The sequence below is a fragment of the Pelomicrobium sp. G1 genome, assembly GCF_051905455.1.
Lineage (GTDB): Bacteria > Pseudomonadota > Gammaproteobacteria > Burkholderiales > UBA6910 > Pelomicrobium.
In genome coordinates this window covers 98,958-113,097 of record NZ_JBQACR010000005.1, presented here as the reverse complement: position 1 = coordinate 113,097, position 14,140 = coordinate 98,958, and the positions used below count along the sequence as shown (strand labels likewise).

20 protein-coding genes and 2 tRNA genes are annotated in these 14,140 nt (G+C 66.6%); 12 read left to right on the top strand and 10 right to left on the bottom strand.

The features are described 5' to 3' along the window. The first annotated feature begins 19 nt into the window (after window positions 1–19). The 11 genes from ACTFO6_RS06970 (at window position 20) to ACTFO6_RS06920 (ending at window position 6,236) form a co-directional block, all read left to right on the top strand. Entirely contained in the window at window positions 20–463 is a 444-nt protein-coding gene (locus ACTFO6_RS06970) for a single-stranded DNA-binding protein (RefSeq protein ID WP_439933728.1), read from the top strand. Window positions 464–471: 8 nt separating this feature from the next. Next, window positions 472–882 (top strand): putative quorum-sensing-regulated virulence factor, encoded by a 411-nt coding sequence (locus ACTFO6_RS06965; protein WP_439933727.1) that lies wholly within the window; start codon window positions 472–474, stop codon window positions 880–882. Between the two features lie 29 nt (window positions 883–911). Further along, complete coding sequence (locus ACTFO6_RS06960; protein ID WP_439933726.1) at window positions 912–1,253, top strand: hypothetical protein; 342 nt, start codon at window positions 912–914, stop codon at window positions 1,251–1,253. Then, on the top strand, window positions 1,253–2,077 hold the full coding sequence (locus ACTFO6_RS06955) for a DUF2303 family protein (protein WP_439933725.1): 825 nt from the start codon (window positions 1,253–1,255) through the stop codon (window positions 2,075–2,077). Before ACTFO6_RS06960 ends, ACTFO6_RS06955 begins: the two co-directional genes overlap by 1 nt. 59 nt (window positions 2,078–2,136) lie before the next feature. Further along, on the top strand, window positions 2,137–2,475 hold the full coding sequence (locus ACTFO6_RS06950; protein ID WP_439933724.1) for a hypothetical protein: 339 nt from the start codon (window positions 2,137–2,139) through the stop codon (window positions 2,473–2,475). A 100-nt stretch (window positions 2,476–2,575) separates the two neighbouring features. Further along, complete coding sequence (locus ACTFO6_RS06945) at window positions 2,576–2,815, top strand: hypothetical protein (protein WP_439933723.1); 240 nt, start codon at window positions 2,576–2,578, stop codon at window positions 2,813–2,815. 350 nt (window positions 2,816–3,165) lie between these two features. Further along, window positions 3,166–3,405 (top strand): hypothetical protein, encoded by a 240-nt coding sequence (locus ACTFO6_RS06940; RefSeq protein WP_439933722.1) that lies wholly within the window; start codon window positions 3,166–3,168, stop codon window positions 3,403–3,405. Next, entirely contained in the window at window positions 3,395–3,754 is a 360-nt protein-coding gene (locus ACTFO6_RS06935) for a hypothetical protein (RefSeq protein WP_439933721.1), read from the top strand. Before ACTFO6_RS06940 ends, ACTFO6_RS06935 begins: the two co-directional genes overlap by 11 nt. Next, window positions 3,751–4,572, top strand: a complete 822-nt coding sequence (locus ACTFO6_RS06930; RefSeq protein WP_439933720.1) for a DNA cytosine methyltransferase — start codon at window positions 3,751–3,753, stop codon at window positions 4,570–4,572. The genes ACTFO6_RS06935 and ACTFO6_RS06930 overlap by 4 nt, the downstream gene beginning before the upstream one ends. Before the next feature lie 183 nt (window positions 4,573–4,755). Continuing rightward, window positions 4,756–5,010 carry a DUF4224 domain-containing protein gene (locus ACTFO6_RS06925; protein ID WP_439933719.1) on the top strand — a complete coding sequence of 85 codons (255 nt, stop codon included), beginning with the start codon at window positions 4,756–4,758 and terminating at the stop codon, window positions 5,008–5,010. A 95-nt stretch (window positions 5,011–5,105) separates the two neighbouring features. After that, window positions 5,106–6,236: a hypothetical protein gene (locus tag ACTFO6_RS06920; protein ID WP_439933718.1), complete on the top strand. Its 1,131-nt coding sequence runs from the start codon at window positions 5,106–5,108 to the stop codon at window positions 6,234–6,236. Between the two features lie 10 nt (window positions 6,237–6,246). Here the strand turns inward: ACTFO6_RS06920 and ACTFO6_RS06915 are convergent. From ACTFO6_RS06915 to ACTFO6_RS06895, 5 genes are all read right to left on the bottom strand, one after another. Next, window positions 6,247–6,320: transfer RNA gene (locus ACTFO6_RS06915), tRNA-Cys, on the bottom strand. 64 nt (window positions 6,321–6,384) lie between these two features. Then, window positions 6,385–6,459: transfer RNA gene (locus ACTFO6_RS06910), tRNA-Gly, on the bottom strand. Between the two features lie 60 nt (window positions 6,460–6,519). After that, the gene (pgsA, locus tag ACTFO6_RS06905; RefSeq protein ID WP_439933717.1) at window positions 6,520–7,092 is read right to left on the bottom strand and encodes a CDP-diacylglycerol--glycerol-3-phosphate 3-phosphatidyltransferase; all 573 of its coding nucleotides are present in this window, start codon (window positions 7,090–7,092) and stop codon (window positions 6,520–6,522) included. A gap of 26 nt (window positions 7,093–7,118) precedes the next feature. Continuing rightward, window positions 7,119–8,939, bottom strand: coding sequence for an excinuclease ABC subunit UvrC (gene uvrC / locus ACTFO6_RS06900; protein WP_439933716.1), 1,821 nt, complete (start codon window positions 8,937–8,939; stop codon window positions 7,119–7,121). A 25-nt stretch (window positions 8,940–8,964) separates the two neighbouring features. Then, the gene (locus ACTFO6_RS06895; protein WP_439933715.1) at window positions 8,965–9,624 is read right to left on the bottom strand and encodes a uracil-DNA glycosylase; all 660 of its coding nucleotides are present in this window, start codon (window positions 9,622–9,624) and stop codon (window positions 8,965–8,967) included. A 65-nt stretch (window positions 9,625–9,689) separates the two neighbouring features. Between ACTFO6_RS06895 and efp the strand changes: the two genes are divergently transcribed. Beyond that, the gene (gene efp / locus ACTFO6_RS06890) at window positions 9,690–10,256 is read left to right on the top strand and encodes an elongation factor P (RefSeq protein ID WP_439933714.1); all 567 of its coding nucleotides are present in this window, start codon (window positions 9,690–9,692) and stop codon (window positions 10,254–10,256) included. Between the two features lie 19 nt (window positions 10,257–10,275). On the opposite strand, the gene ACTFO6_RS06885 is transcribed toward efp, so the two are convergent. The 5 genes from ACTFO6_RS06885 to recO are packed head-to-tail and all read right to left on the bottom strand — an operon-like array spanning window position 10,276 to window position 14,139. Further along, on the bottom strand, window positions 10,276–11,190 hold the full coding sequence (locus tag ACTFO6_RS06885) for a cation diffusion facilitator family transporter (protein ID WP_439933713.1): 915 nt from the start codon (window positions 11,188–11,190) through the stop codon (window positions 10,276–10,278). Further along, a complete protein-coding gene (nagZ, locus tag ACTFO6_RS06880) occupies window positions 11,187–12,275 on the bottom strand; it encodes a beta-N-acetylhexosaminidase (protein WP_439933712.1) in 1,089 nt (362 codons plus the stop codon). The genes ACTFO6_RS06885 and nagZ overlap by 4 nt, the downstream gene beginning before the upstream one ends. A gap of 15 nt (window positions 12,276–12,290) precedes the next feature. After that, window positions 12,291–12,668 carry a holo-ACP synthase gene (gene acpS / locus ACTFO6_RS06875; protein WP_439933711.1) on the bottom strand — a complete coding sequence of 126 codons (378 nt, stop codon included), beginning with the start codon at window positions 12,666–12,668 and terminating at the stop codon, window positions 12,291–12,293. Beyond that, window positions 12,665–13,408, bottom strand: coding sequence for a pyridoxine 5'-phosphate synthase (pdxJ, locus tag ACTFO6_RS06870; protein ID WP_439933710.1), 744 nt, complete (start codon window positions 13,406–13,408; stop codon window positions 12,665–12,667). Before pdxJ ends, acpS begins: the two co-directional genes overlap by 4 nt. After that, window positions 13,405–14,139: a DNA repair protein RecO gene (gene recO, locus ACTFO6_RS06865; RefSeq protein ID WP_439933709.1), complete on the bottom strand. Its 735-nt coding sequence runs from the start codon at window positions 14,137–14,139 to the stop codon at window positions 13,405–13,407. The genes pdxJ and recO overlap by 4 nt, the downstream gene beginning before the upstream one ends. Window position 14,140: the final 1 nt, after the last annotated feature.

The following is a 14,140-nucleotide window of genomic DNA, read 5'->3' as shown; positions in this document are numbered from 1 at the left end:
GCACGACAAAGGAGAGAGCATGGCATCGGTCAACAAGGTCATTCTGCTGGGTCACTTGGGCGGCGACCCTGAGCTTCGCTACCTGCCCGACGGCTCGCCGGTCGCCTCCTTCTCCCTCGCCACCCACGAGACCTGGAAGGACAAGAGCGGCGAGAAGCAGGAGCGCACCGAGTGGCATCGCTGCCAGGCCTGGGGGAGGCTTGCCGAGATCGCCGGCGAGTACTTGAAGAAAGGCAGCCAAGTGTACGCGGAGGGCAAGATCCGCACCCGCAAGTGGCAGGACAAGGAGGGCCAGGACCGCTACACCACCGAGATCGTGGTCGAGCGGTTACAGATGCTCGGAGCCAAGCGCGGCGAGGCCGAACCGGCCGAGCGCAGAGAAGCGAAGCAAGCGGAAAGCGCAGACAAGCCCAAGGCCACCGGATCGGCCTTCGACGACTTCGAGGACGACATCCCCTTCTGAGACGGGCCATGGGCACGATGAACGACATCAACACCCATAACCTCATCTGCGACTTCGGGCGCCATGCGGGGGTGCCCTATACCCGGCTCCCGGTCTCCTACCTGCGGTGGATGGTGAACTCTGGCCACCCCAAGGCGACGATTGCCGAAGCCGAGCTCAAGCGCCGCGGCACCACGTTCCCGCGGATCGACATCTCCGGCCACGCCATCGACCGGGCTTCCTACTGCGCCATGGAAGCGTGGATCCGCACACGGCTGCCGAACGAGGGCCTGCACGCCTGGCTGGTGCGCGTCGCCCAGGAAGCGCGGGACCGCGCCCGGGTAAAAAAGGGCCGCTACCACCACCTGGGCCTCATGTTCGCCTTCGAGGAGGGCGAGTACTGGCCAGTGCTCCTCACCGTCATGCGGGAAAAGAAGTGACCCAATCAACCCACACAGGAGAACCCGAAATGAGCATCCGACCCTTCATTGACACCCTTCGGGAGCTGCGCGGCGGCCAGACCCTGGACGAGCTCGCGGTCAAGCTCCACGAGGCCGTGGCCGCCGTCCAGGAACATGGCAAGGCCGCAGAGCTCAAGCTCATCCTCACGATTAAACCCTTCTCCACCCGGGGGCTCGCGGAGGCGCCCATCCTGGTGGAGGACGAGATCGCCCTCAAGCTCCCCAAGGGGGAGCGCGAGTCCACCGTCTTTTTCGCCACCCCAGAAGGCAACCTGTCCCGCCACCAGCAGCGTCAGCCCGACCTGCCGGGCGTGACGGTCGCCGTGGACAACCAGAAAGGAGCCGCCTGATGACTGATCTCAAGGAACATCAAGATGCGGCCGCCCTCCTTGCCGCGGGCGCCGCGCTCGGCGAAGCGAAGAAGAACCCGCTGGCCGACGGGTTGCCCTATGCTCTGGTTCCGCAGGGTTACGACTTTCACCTGCTCGACAAGCAACTCACCCGCCCCCACCGCAAGAGCGGGACGGTAAAGCTCCACGACGAGGCGAGCTTCGTCGCCTACTTCCAGCGCCACCAGGCGGACAGCGTGATCTACGGGAGCCTGCGGCCCGCCCAGTTCGTTGCGGTGTTCAACGACCACACCGCGAAGGAGCCGGGCTTCCGGGACCACCGGGCCGTTTTCGTTTGCGCCTACTCCGACGAGTGGTCCGCCTGGCACAGCAAGCACAAGCAGAAGATGACGCAGATCGACTTCGCCCTGTTCGTGGAGGACAACCTACCCGACTTCGAGTCCCCGGCGGGCGCGGCGATGCTGGAAATGGCGGTCAATTTCCGGGTCGCCGAGCGGGTGAGCTTCGACAAGGCGGTGCGCCTGACCGACGGTCATACCGAGTTCACCTATTACCGGCTGATGGAAGGCAGCGCCGGCCGGGGCGATGCCGGCAAGATCAAGATCCCGGAGCAGTTCACCCTCCGCATCCCGGTCTTTTCCGGGCTGGAGGCCACGACATACCCCATCCAAGCGCGGCTGCGCTACCGGCTCCAGGAGGGGCAGCTCTCCATCTGGTACGAGCTCATCCGCCCGCAAAAAGTGCTGGAGGTGGCCTTCAAGGACATTTGGCAGCGGATCGAGCAGGCCACCGGGATCAAGATTCTCTACGGTTCGCCCGAGTGAGCGGCAATCCGCACGGAGGGACAAGCGATCATGATCCAGCGAGCACCCCACGGACGGCCATGATCACCCTGGACCTCCAACAGGCCGCGGCGTTCTTGAAGCTCCACCCCAAGGCGGCGATCGCCGAGGCCGAGCTCAAGCGCCGCGGCACCACGTTCCCGCGGATCGACATCTCCGGCCACGCCATCGACCGGGCTTCCTACTGCGCCATGGAAGCGTGGATCCGCACGCGGCTGCCGAACGAGGGTCTGCACGCCTGGCTGGTGCGCGTCGCCCAGGAAGCGCGGGACCGCGCCCGGGTGAAAAAGGGCCGCTACCACCACCTGGGCCTCATGTTCGCCTTCGAGGAGGGCGAGTACTGGCCGGTGCTCCTCACCGTCATGCGGGAAAAGAAGTGACCCAATCAACCCACACAGGAGAACCCGAAATGAGCATCCGACCCTTCATTGACACCCTTCGGGAGCTGCGCCGCCTAGCCCTTTTTTGAGGGGGCCGGAGATGGAAAAAGAAAAGCTCCCAAAGCGGGGACCGCTGTATTGGAGCCGGCAGTACTTCGCCGTGGGAGACAAGGTGACGGTGCGCCCGCTGATGAGCCCAGATCTCTCCTGGGTCGGCACCGTAGAAAAGGTCACCCGCAACAAATACAAGCGGGTGAGTTACGTCGTGAACGGCAAGCCGGTGCTCCTTGAGGAGCTGCTCAAGAACCGCAACAGGGTGCAGCGAGAGCCAGGCGTATAGATCAATGGCAGGCGCGGGCTGAGGAGAAAGGAAGCTCACCAAGTGGAGAATGGACCCCGGGATAGCCGTCTCCATGAGGAAAAGCCGGTTCGACTCCGGTCAGCCAGCTGCCTGCCGCCAAACAAGGACAGGACAAATGGAAAGGCTTAGCGCAAGCAAGAAACGCGGATGCCCTACATGCGGCGGCGTCGATCCGAAATCGTGCATGCGATGCCACGGGAAGACACGGCTGTGCGACTGGCTCAATACGGAAATGACGCCCAACGCCAGTCTCAGCGGATCGGACGCCGCAGGCGGCCGGTCCGCTGCGGGCGATAGTTGGGCGGCTGGAGCACAAGAGGAGGATTGACATGGACTTGCTACTGCACAACCTGCGCACGATTGGGACGCACCACTGCGACCAGACCGTTGGCGTTGAGGCTGCTGAGGAAATTGAGTGGATGCGCGCCACTCTCGCCGCGCTCATTGCCGAGGCCGACAGCAATCCGTTTTGCCCGATTGGCCATTGGGTCGAGCATGGCGCGGCTGCGGAAATGCTGCGCGCATTTAGGGAGACGTGCATGCCGCAGAGGAAAACAGATGCGAAGTGAAACGAAAACCCTGAGCGCCGCGCTGTACGAACTGGCGCGGACCGTAGAAAGCGGCGACGGCGTGGCCAATGCCGCCCTGACCGAAGCGGCGGAACGCTTGGACGAGCAGACGATTGCGCTGCGCCGGATGGCAGAGATGCAGACGGCGGTTGAGTTCGCCTTCGGCTGCCTGTGGATGATCGACCCGGAGCGCAGCGAGCGTGCATATGCCGCGCGACAGGCGCTCGCGCCGTTCCTTGACCAAGCGGCAAAAGGACGCGGCATCAAGGCTGCGATTGCAGCGGGCTTCGAAGCCGACCATCCGCCCGGGTGCGACTGGTGGGCGGGCAAAAAGGAGACGGAGCAATGAGGCGCTACTCGGCTGGCCCTCTGGTCCTGTCCCTCTTTCCCGGCATCGGGCTCCTCGACCGTGCTTTCGAGGAGGCGGGCTTTTGCGTAGTTAGAGGCCCGGACCTGCTGTGGGGCGGCGACATCCGCCGCTTCCACCCGCCGGCGGGTCGTTTCGATGGCGTGATAGGCGGCCCGCCGTGCCAGGCCCACTCACGCCTGGCGAACCTGGTGCGCCACGTCTACGGCCCGGAGAAGGTGGCGCCCGACCTCGTGCCAGAGTTCGAGCGCTGCGTCGCCGCAGCGCGGCCGCAGTGGTTCCTGATGGAGATGGTGCCAGAAGGCCCCGTGCCGAAGGTCGCGGGCTATGCGGTCCACGACCAGTTGATCCGCGACGTCTGGTGCGGCGGGCTGACCATGCGCCTGCGGCGCTTTTCCTTCGGCACCCCGGACGGTCGGCCGCTGCGCGTGGAGCTGGAGGCGCTGCATCGCCCGGATCCGCTGCCTGCGGTGCTCGCGAGCGGCGGGCGCTGGGTGAGCGTCACCCGGGGCGGCGAGCCCAAGCGCAAGAAAATCCGCCGCGTCGGCGGCCGGACGGAAACGGGCTACATCTACGGCGCCAAGACCTCCGCCTATCTTCGCGAGGCGATCGTCGCCCAGGGGCTGCCGCCCGACTTCGACCTGCCAGGCATGACCGTGGCCGGGAAGATCAAGGCGATCGGCAACGGCGTGCCGCTCGCCATGGGACGCGCCGTGGCCTGGGCGGTCGTGCGCGCGATGGCGCTGCGGGCTTCCCCAATCACCTTCCCCGACTCAAGTGGCGAGCGAAATGCATTCTAATGCATCCGTAGCCGCTCCCCGGACCTGCCCCGTATGCCAGGGCCAGTTTCAGCCGAAGCGCCCCTGGGCGCGGTTCTGCTCGGTCGGGTGCCGGAACCGGTTTCACCGCCAAGGCGGGAGCCTCGCCGCTCTGCGGCGCCGGATCGACGAGCTGGAGCGGCGGATGCGGGCGCTGGAGGGCAAATGACGGGGTCGATCCAGGTCGAGCTTCCCATCGAAAGCGAAGCCCTCACGCCCGAAGAGCTGAGGCGCATCACCGGGCGCGCCCGTAGCCGAGACCAGATCGAGTGGCTGGAAGAGAAGGGCTGGCGCTTCGAGACCAACGCGGCTGGCGAGCCGATCGTGGGGCGCTTCTACGCCCGGTTCAAGCTCGCGGGCATCGACCTCGCCCGCCTTGTCCCGGCGGTCGGCGCACCCGATTTTTCCAAGGTGAGGTAAGCTTCATGCTCATGCCCCGCCCAAGGAAGAAATACCCGGACCTTCCCCCCAGGATGGTCCCGCGGCAATGGCGCGACCGCCGCGGGCGCGTACACGTGGCCTATTACTATCAATGCCCGCCCGCGCCGGACGGCAGGCGGCCCCTCATCCCCCTGGGCACCGATCTGGTGCGGGCCAAGGTCGAGTGGGCCAGGCTCGAACACACCCCGCGGCACAAGGCGGGCTTAAGCGCCGAGGACTTCTCGCTCGAAGCCATCTACCGGCGCTACATGGCCTGGGCGGAAAACACGCAAGCGAGCAAGCTCTCGCCGCGCACCCTGCGCGACCGGCAGGCCTACTGGCGGGCGCTGGGGCCGGTCTTCGGCAAGACCCCCATCGACGCCCTGCTGCCCGAGCATTTCCTGCGCTACTTCGACGCCCGCTCCTCCAAGGTGTCGGCGAAGAAGGAGGTGAAATTCGTCTCTGTCCTGTGCAACTGGGCCCGGGCGCGCGGCTGGATGCGCGCCCCGAACCCGATCGAAGGGATTCTGCGGCAGTTGCCGATCGAGGAAGGGCGGGAGGTGTACGTCTCCGATGCCCTCTACTGGCTGGTCTACAGCCACGCGGATCCGTTGGTGCGCGACTGCATGGATCTCGCGCTGCTCTGCGGATTGCGGCCGACCGAGGCGTTGACGCTCAAGTGGGCCGACCTGCACAAGTCGCCGGAAGGCGGCGAAGAGCTGTGGGTGAAGATGCCCAAGACGTCCAAAAGCGGGGTCAGGATCAAGCGCATCCGGGTCACCGGTCCCCTCAAGCTGCTGCTGGAGCGCATCCGGGCCCGCGGCATCGTCGGCCAGACCATCCTGTGCGACGAGGCGGGCCAGCGCATCCTGCTCCAGGGGAAATTCCGCTACCGGTTCCACCAGGCCCGGGCGAAGGCCAAGGAGACGATTGAGCGGCTGACGGCGCAGCTCGGCACGGCGGCCGTGCAGGAGCTCGCGCTAGAGTGGTTTCCCTTCCAGTTTCGCGACTTGAGGCCCAAGGCCGCCACCGACAAAGAGCGCAAGGCCGGCATGGCCGAGACCCGCCGCTTCCTGGGGCACACCACCGAAAAGCAGACGGCCGACTACGTGCGCGAGCGCGTGGGCGAGCTCGTGGACCCGGTGAGCCCGTCAAAGCCGGAGGGAGTTGAGAAAGTACTTTCTCAACTCCCGGCCACCGGAACGGACGATGGCACTTATAAGTGACTGAATTCCTTGGAGGCGGGGGTCGGAATCGAACCGGCGTCCACGGCTTTGCAGGCCGCTGCATAACCACTCTGCCACCCCGCCGGATTGCCCGTGGAATAACGCTAGGCAATGAAAAAGGGAAAGCCCGCGCTTTCCCTGGAAAACTTGGAGCGGGAAACGAGGCTCGAACTCGCGACCCCAACCTTGGCAAGGTTGTGCTCTACCACTGAGCTATTCCCGCGAAAAATCAAGAATAAATTATAAAGAGCGTGCCTTGCATGTCAAGCGGAAGACCGCCTATTCACACCCGGTCGACCACCCGGGAAAGGGCCACCTTGAGGTAGTAGGCCATTGACAATAGGGTAAGACCCGCCGCTAGGTAGATGAGTACCGTCCCCAGCCCCTGCCCGGTGACCCCGAGGACCAGGTGATCTTGATAGAGTAGCAACAGGATGGCTGCCATCTGAGCCGCGGTCTTCACCTTGCCGAGCAGGGACACGGCGACGCTCCTCGCCTCCCCGATGCGTGCCATCCACTCCCGCAACGCCGAGATGGCGATCTCGCGCCCGATGATGATGAGGGCGATGAGCGCGTCGACCCTGGCGAGCTCCACCAGGACGATGAGGGCCGCGGCCACCATGAGCTTGTCGGCGACGGGGTCCAGAAATGCGCCGAAAGCGGAAGTCTGCCCCAAGGCCCGGGCGAGATAGCCGTCCAGCCAGTCGGTAACGGCCGCCAGGGCGAAGATCAGGGTCGCGGCGACGTTCTTGGCGTAGGGGCTCAGGGTATAGTTGGAAAAATAGAAAACGCCCACGAACACCGGAATCAGCAAGATCCGCAGCCAGGTGAGGAGGTTGGGGATATTGAGCGTCATCGGGCGAAGGGAGAAGCGCCTCAACCTCAGTGCAGGTGACGGTAAATCCGCTCGGCCAGCTCGCGGCTTACGCCCTCCACCTTGGCCAGCTCTTCCACGCTGGCGGCGAGCAACCCGCGCAAGCCTCCGAAACGGGCGAGCAATCGCCGCCTGCGTTTAGGTCCGACCCCAGGGATCTTTTCCAGGGGCGAGGAAGCCCGGGCCTTGCCGCGCCGGGCCCGGTGTCCCTGAATCGCGAACCGGTGCGCTTCGTCCCGGATTTGTTGCACCAGGTGGAGCGCAGCGCTGTCCGGCGCCAATTTTATCCGCTTCCCCCCTTTCGGAAAAACCAGCTCCTCAGTGCCGGGTTTGCGCCCTTCTCCTTTGGCCACACCGATCACCGGGAGATCGCCCAAGCCCAGGTCGGCGAGTACTTCCCGGGCGGCGTTCACCTGGCCAAGCCCCCCGTCGACGAGGATGAGGTCGGGAATCTTGCCCTCCCCCGCCACCAGCTTCTGGTAACGGCGCGTGAGAACCTCGCGCATGGCCGCGTAGTCGTCGCCCGGCGTCGCGGGGTGGAGGTTGAACCGCCGGTATTCGCCGCTCTTCATGGCGTGGTCCTCGAACACGACGCAGGCGGCAATGGTGGCCTCCCCCATGGTGTGGCTCACGTCGAAACATTCGATGCGGCGCGGCGGCGACGGCAGGTCGAGGGCCTGCTGCAGGGCCTGAACCCGGGCTTCCTGGGCAGCATGGGCCCCCAAGCGCTGGGCCAGGGCCAGCTCGGCATTGCGCACCGCCATTTCCAGCCACGCCTTGCGCTCGCCCGTCGCTCGCGTCTGTATCTGCACCGGATAGCCGCTGCGCTCGCTGAGCGCGGCCGAAAGCGCATCCACGTCCACCGGCGCGTCCAATACGATGAGCGGCGGCGCCGGTCGCGTGAGGTAGTGCTGGGCGAGAAACGCTTCCAGCGTGGCGGCGGCATCGTAGCCTTGGGCGTTCTGGGGGAAGAAGCTCTTGTCGCCCAGGTGCATGCCGCTGCGGATCATGACCAGGTTGACGCACGTCTCCAGGCCGGCGAAAGTGACCCCGATCACGTCGGCGTCCACTGCCTTGCCGCTGGCGATGAACTGGCGTTCCTGGACCCGGCTGAGTGCCTGGATCTGGTCACGGTAGACAGCCGCCTCCTCGAAAGCCCACCGCTCCGAGGCCTCCTCCATGCGTCGCGCGAGGGCCTGCAGCACCTCCTCCTGCTTGCCCTCCAGGAACAGCATGGCGTTGCGCACGTCTTCCTGATAGGCCTCCTTGCCGATCAGCCCGACGCAAGGGGCGGTGCAGCGCTTGATCTGGTGCAGCAAGCAAGGACGACTGCGGTTGGCGAACACGCTGTCCTCGCAGGTGCGGATCCTGAACACTTTCTGAAGTAGCTGGATACTGGACCGCACCGCGCCGGCGTTGGGGAAGGGTCCGAAGTAGCGGTGCTCCCGCTCCAGCGGTCCTCGGTGGAAGGCGAGCCGGGGAAACTCATGGCCGGTGACCACGATGTAGGGATAGGACTTGTCGTCCCGGAACAGGATGTTGTAGCGGGGATTGAGGCTTTTAATGAGGTTGTTTTCCAGAAGCAGCGCCTCCGCCTCGGAGCGGGTCACGGTGATCTCGATGCCGGCCGTCTGCTCCAGCATGTGGGCGATGCGGGGCCCGTGAGCTGTCTTGGTGAAGTACGAGGTGACCCGCTTCTTGAGATCCCGGGCTTTGCCAACGTAGATCACCTCTCCCGCCGCGTTGAGCATGCGATACACCCCGGGCAGATGGGGCAGCCCGGACACGAACGCTTGCGGGTCGAAGGAAGGGATCGTCGCGGAAGTCAAGACTGGCGGCGGAGGACGGTCTGCTTCAGCCGGAAGCTTTCGAAAGCCCGGCCAGGTACTCTCCGATCGAGCGGAAGACGGCGTCGAACATGGCGGGCGTCAGGCGGCCTGTCTGGGTATTGTAGCGGCTGCAATGGTAACTATCGAAGAGGGTCGTGTCCCCGGGGAGGGCATGCACGGCGCCATGGGCGAAGCGGTATGCACCTGGGCGCAGCCCGAGTGCCTTGAGCACCGCTCCGTGGGCGATGACGCCCAGGGCCAGCACGGCCCGCCGCGGCGGCATCTGGGCTAGCTCCTCCGCGAGAAAGGAGTTGCAGTTGCCCACTTCCCCGGTCGTCGGCTTGTTCTCCGGGGGTACGCAGCGCACGGCGTTGGTGATGCGGGCGCCCATGAGGGTGAGCTCGTCGTCTCCGCTGCGCGACACCGGGGCGCTGGCATAGCCGTGGCGGTGGAGCGCTTCGTAGAGCAACCGGCCCGCGTGATCGCCGGTGAACGGGCGTCCGGTGCGGTTGGCGCCATGGAGGCCCGGCGCGAGGCCCACCACCAGCAACCGGGGCCGGGCGTCGCCGAAAGAAGGCACGGGCTTGGCGTGATAGGCCGGGTGCTCCCGGCGCACCCGGTCCAAGTAGCGGGCGAGCCGCGCGCAGCGGCGGCAGGAAAGGTCAAACGAACGGGTCCCGTGCACTCGGGCATCCTGTGGGCGTCTTCGTCTGGTGTAAAATTAAAGATTTGATTTTGGACGGACGACCCATGGCGAAAGTTTTAGCGACCGAAATCCGGGCCGGCAACCTGATCGAGTGGGATAAGCGCGTGTGGCGGGTGCTCAAATCCTACCACGTCCACGTGGGCGGGCGAGGCGGCGCTTTCATGCAGGTGGAGATGAAGGACATCGAAAGCGGCACCAAGACCAACCAGCGCTTCCGCACCGACGAGAAAGTGGAGCGCGCCTTCGTCGAGAGCCGGGACTTCGAGTACCTGTACAACGACGGGACGAGCTACGTGTTCATGGACAAGGAGACTTTCGAGCAGATCTCCCTTCCGGAAGACCTGCTCGAAGGTCAGAAGGAGTTCCTGCTGCCCAACACCGACGTGCAAATCAATTTCCACAACGATCGGCCGATCGGCGTCCAGCTCCCCCCCACCGTGGTGCTCACCGTCACGCAGACCGAGCCGGGAATCAAGACCGCCACGGCCACGGCCACGTTCAAGCCGGCGAAAACCGAGACCGGCCTTACCGTGATGGTGCCCCAGTTCGTGTCCGAAGGCGAGCGCATCAAGGTCAGCACCGACTCGGGCGAGTACATGGAGCGGGGCTGATCCGCCCCGCGCCGCGGCTTCAGGAATGCCGTCCGCCGGCGGGGACGATCGGGATGCGCATCGCGCTGGCGGCCTCGGGCCGGACCGGCACCTCCGGCTGCAAAGTCACGTGTCCTATGCGGAAGCGGGTGCGCAGCATCCGCTGCAGCTCGGCAAGCACCCGGGGCCATTCCTTGAGGTCGTCGAGGACGACGTGGGCCGAAAGGATCACCTGCTCCGATCCCACGGTCCAGACGTGCAGGTCGTGAACCGAGGTCACCCCTTTCACCTCCGTCATCGCCCGTCCCACCCCCTCCAGGTCCAGGCCCGATGGCACGCCTTCCATGATGATGGTCAACGCCCCCCGCACCACCTGAACCGTGGAGGCGAGGATAAGGCAGGCAACCACGACGGCGAGCAGGGGGTCGATGGGCGTCCAGCCGGTGAAGTACACTACCGCCCCCGCGGTGAGCGCCGCCGCCGAGCCCAGCAGATCCCCTGTCACGTGGAGCGCCGCCGCGCGCACGTTGAGCCCGCCGTGGGACTGCCCGAGGATGAACAGCACCCCCAGGTTCACCAGGAGCCCCACTGCCGCGATCACCATGACGGGAAACCCGGCCACGGGGCGCGGGTCCTGGGTCCGCTCCACCGCCTCCACCGCGATGCCCAGCACCACCGCCAGCATGAGCAGCGCATTGGCCAGGGCGGCGACCACCTCGGCCCGCATGAGCCCGTAGGTATGGCGGCGGGAAGGGGGACGCCGGGCCACCCAGGCCGCCAGGAGCGCCAGGCCGAGAGCCAGGGCGTCGGAGAGCATGTGCCCTGCGTCGGAGAGTAGAGCCAGGGACCCGGACCACCAGCCGCCCACGGCCTCTACGCCGGAGAACGCCAGGGTGACCCCCAGGGCCCAGCCCAGGCGGGAAAGTGGGTTTCCATGTCCATGGGCGTGGCTCATGGCGAATCGTTGCAGCCGGGAGGGCTCGTTGGGTCGGGCAGCAGGGGAAGCTCCGCCGCCTCCGCGGCCAGGGCGGAGACCGCCCGGACTGCTTCCAGGTAGTCCGCGTTTTCCCGCAGACGCTTCCAAGAGACGGGCCCCGGACGGCCGTGCATGCGCGCCAGCCGGGCCAGGCTCACCGCCGGGAGCTCGTCCTTCAGCCCTTTCAGCACGGCCTCGGCCGCCGGAGCGTCGTTGCACACGAGCACCATGTCGCAGCCGGCGGAGAGGGCCGCCCGCGCTCGGGCCACCGGATCGCCTTCGCACCCCGCCCCCGCCATGGACAGATCGTCGCTGAAGACCGCGCCCTCGAAGCCCAGCTCCCGGCGCAGGATGCGCTGCAGCCAGACCTTGCTGTACCCCGCAGGCCTGGCGTCCACCGCCGGATAGACCACGTGGGCCGGCATGATGGCTGCAAGCCCCTGCTCCGCCAGGCGGCGGAAGGGGACTAGGTCCGCCAGGGCCAGATCGGCGAACGGCCGCTCATCGGTAGGCAGCTCCGTATGGGAGTCGGCAGCCACGAATCCATGCCCCGGGAAATGCTTGCCCACGGCGGCCATGCCGGCGCGCCTTAAGCCCCGCACGAGTTCCTGGGCCAGCTCGGCCACCGCATCCGGATTGGTGTGGAAGGCCCGGTCGCCGATGACGGTGCTCGCCCCGTAGTCCAGGTCCAGCACCGGGGTAAAGCTGAAATCCACCCCGCACGCCCGCAGCTCCGCCGCTAGCACGTAGCCCGTCTGCTCGGCGAGAAGCCGGGCCCGGTGGGGATTGCGGTCCCACAGCCGGCCGAGGCTGCGCATCGGGGGAAGCCGGGTAAAGCCTTCGCGGAAGCGCTGAACGCGCCCCCCTTCGTGGTCCACGGCGATCAAGAGCGGAGGAGCACGCAGTGCATGGATGGCGGCGGTGAGCCGGGAAAGCTGGCCCGGGTCCTGATAGTTGCGGCTGAAGAGGATCACTCCGCCGGTGCCCGGATGGGCGAGCCGTCCCTCGTCCTCGGGAGTGAGGATCGAGCCTTGCACGTCCAGCATGAGGGGACCGAGGGACATGGAGAACCTCCGGGCTTAGCGCTCCAGGACGACCACGGCGCAGGCGAAAGGCGCCTCGTCGCTCAAGGTCAGGTGATGGCTGGCGATGCCGCGTTCCCGCATGTAGGCCTCCAGGGCTCCATGGAAGACCAGCCTGGGTTTGCCCAGGCGGTCCTGGACCACGGAAATATGGGACAGAAGCACCGGCGTGCGGAACCCCGTTCCCATGGCTTTGGAAAAGGCCTCCTTGGCGGCGAAGCGCAGCGCCAGGTACGCCGCGGGCCGGCGGCTGCCCTGGAAGCGTTCCCACTCGAGGGAGGTGAGAAGGCGCCGGGCGAAGCGCTCCCCGTAGCGCTCCAACAGCCGCTCGATTCGCCGGGTATCGACGATGTCGGTGCCGATGCCGTAAATCACCGGGGCCCGGTCCCTCGGCCCGCCGCCTCGCGCATGAGGGCCTTCATGCTGCGCACGGCCTCGGCCAGCCCGACGAAGATCGCCCGGGCCACGATGGCGTGGCCGATGTTGAGCTCGGCAATGCCGGGAATGGCGGCGATGGGCTGGACGTTGTGATAATTGAGCCCGTGGCCCGCGTTGACCTTGAGGCCCAGCCCGAGCCCGTGGACCACCGCCCGGGCGACCCGCTCCAATTCTTGGTTCCGTTCCGCGGGCGTCCGGGCCTCCGCGTAGCGCCCGGTATGGATCTCGATCACCGGGGCCCCCGCCCGGGCCGCCGCGTCGATCTGGCGCGGGTCGGGATCGACAAACAGGGACACTCGAATCCCCTCCCCCGCAAGGCGGGCGCAGGCTTCCCGCACCTCGTCCAAGCGGCCGGCCACGTCCAGACCGCCCTCGGTGGTGAGCTCATGGCGCCGCTCGGGCACGAAGCACACGTCGTGGGGCCTTACCCGGGCGGCGAAGGCTAGCATATCGGCCGTGACGGCACTCTCCAGGTTCATGCGGGTGTGCAGCACCTGGCGCAGGAGTTCCACGTCCCGGTCCTGGATGTGGCGCCGATCTTCCCGCAGGTGCAGGGTGATGGCGTCCGCTCCGGCCGTCTCGGCCACCAGTGCCGCTTCGATCGGGCTCGGATAGCGGGTGCCGCGGGCCTGTCTCAAAGTAGCCACGTGGTCGATGTTGACGCCGAGCTCGATCATAGCTGCTGCAGCTCCTTGAGCAACTGCCGCGTGTGCAGCGGCTGGCCGCCGAGTAGGTGGTTGATGAGGGTGCGCATCAGGGCCTTGCTCTGCTGCTGGGTCTGGGGGTCGTCGTAGCGGTCCTGGGCCATGTCGAGGAGCGTCTTGCCAGAAAGCACCGGCTCTTCCCCCGCGCCTTCGGAAAGGGGCACCGGGCCCCGCTCTGGCAGATAAGTATACCGTCCGCCGGGGTCGATCGCCTCGCCTGTCTGGACGTCGCGGTCCAGCACCATGGCATAGCCCAGCTCCTTGAGCAGGCGGGTCTCGAACCGGCGCAGGATGCCTTCGATGCTGCTCCCCCGGGCTAGCGCCACCAAGGCGTCCCGGTAGTGGTCGAACAGCGCTTCGTGGGGATCCTCCCGAGGCAAAAGCCGTATCAGCAACTCGTTCAGGTAGAAGCCGCAGATGAGGGCCTGGCCTTCCAGGGGCGGCTGGCCGCTCACCCATTCTGCCCGTACCAGGGTTTTGAGCTCTCCCCGCCCCGTCCAGGAAAGCAGGAGGGGCTGAAACGGCAGCAACTGGCCCCGCAGTTGGGACTTGGGCCGGCGAGCCCCCCGCGCCACCATGGGCAGGCGCCCGTGGCCCCGGGTGAGCGCCTCCACGATGAGGCTCGTCTCCCGGTAGGGGTAGGTGTGCAGCACGAACCCCGCCTCCTGCTCCCCCGGGTGACGCCCGCCCGCCGTGTCGCTCATC